The sequence below is a fragment of the Bartonella sp. AP11XZML genome (assembly GCF_042196445.1).
GTDB lineage: Bacteria > Pseudomonadota > Alphaproteobacteria > Rhizobiales > Rhizobiaceae > Bartonella.
Window position 1 is genome coordinate 1 of sequence record NZ_JBHIQF010000064.1, and the last position, 1,403, is coordinate 1,403.

The window sequence follows — 1,403 nt, forward strand, 5'->3', positions numbered from 1 at the left end:
ATACAATCTAGTGGCAATCTTATTATTAATGCTGATACCATTGACAACCATTATAGCTCTATGAGAGCAGGGGGAAATGCCGATATCCACGCCAATGTGCTGACCAATTTAGGTGCAACGGCTTATAAAAACACTTATCTTGGTTGTCAGGCTAATACAGACAGTTGTTATGGCTATAAAGCTGATGGAAGCCGCGATGTTTCTTTAGATATAGCCAATGGCAAGGATCGCCAGATTGGTTCAGAAGCTTTGGAGAGCGTTCCTGGTCTTGTCCAAGCGGGTGGCACTTTAAATCTGGTGGTTGATCAACTCAATAACACGGCAGCGGAAGGTTCGATTACAGGGGATGCACATTTTAAAGCACAAGCAGTTGAAGGCAATCCACTGGAGTCCTTAAGTGGTTTAACCGGGGCTGGCGCTCTCTTTACACCAACAGTCGATCTCAATAATGCAGGGGAACTTGCTGAGGGGCTCCCTTTACCAAAACCCCAATCGGGGGGTGTTGGGGGCACGCTGCCCAACCAGAATTTCATTTATGAAACTAGGGCAGAATTCCTTGATGTCGGCAAGTTTTATGGCTCAGCCTATTATTTGAACAGAATTGGCTACAATCCTGATCGGGAGATTTTTTTCTTAGGCGATGCTTATTTCGAAAAGCAGCTGATTGAAAAACAAATGCGTGATCTGGTTGGTCAAGGTTTGGGCAAAGGTTCCTTTATTCCTGGAAGTGATGCCATTGAACAAGTCAAAACCTTGCTGGATGTCGGGGCAGACTATGCAAAAGCACACAATCTCCCCTTTGGTGAGGCTTTGAGTGAAGAACAATTGGCGTTCCTAGAAGCCCCGATGGTGATTTATGTGCGCCAACAGGTCAAGGGCATGGATGTTTATGCACCGGTGCTTTACATCCCTGAAAAAGACAGAGCCTCCTTTGTTTCTGCTGGGGCTTTGATCATGGGCGATGATATCAATATCACCAGCCAGAATACCAGCAATTCCACGATAACCAATTCAGGGCGGATTGCGGCAAACCACCAATTGCATGTGCATGGCGGGGATATCTTTAGTCAAGGAGGGCATTTTGCGGCGGGTGGGGATGCTATTTTGCTTGCGGAGAAGAATATTCGTTTGGATGCAGGGCGCACAACGGTTGACGGCGTGGAGACCGTTTTAAACACCGAAGCGCTTTCTACTGGTGGCAATGCGACAGTTCTTGCCAAGCAAGATATCACAGCCTCAGGGGTGGAGATCACCACAGGGGGTGATCTTGCCATGGCTACAGAAGAAGGCAACTTGACGATCGGTTCAGCAGAAACCCATTACCATGATGAACAGGGTGATGCCACCATGCATCATAAATCTGCGTTAAACTCTGGTGGCTCAACGACACTTGCCTCTGGAAA

The 1,403-nt window shown here is 47.4% G+C and carries 1 pseudogene; it reads left to right on the plus strand.

Annotation, left to right across the window (positions count from 1 at the left end):
* Positions 1 to 1,403 (plus strand): annotated as a pseudogene (locus tag ACFIMG_RS05750) (filamentous hemagglutinin); the annotation flags it as partial.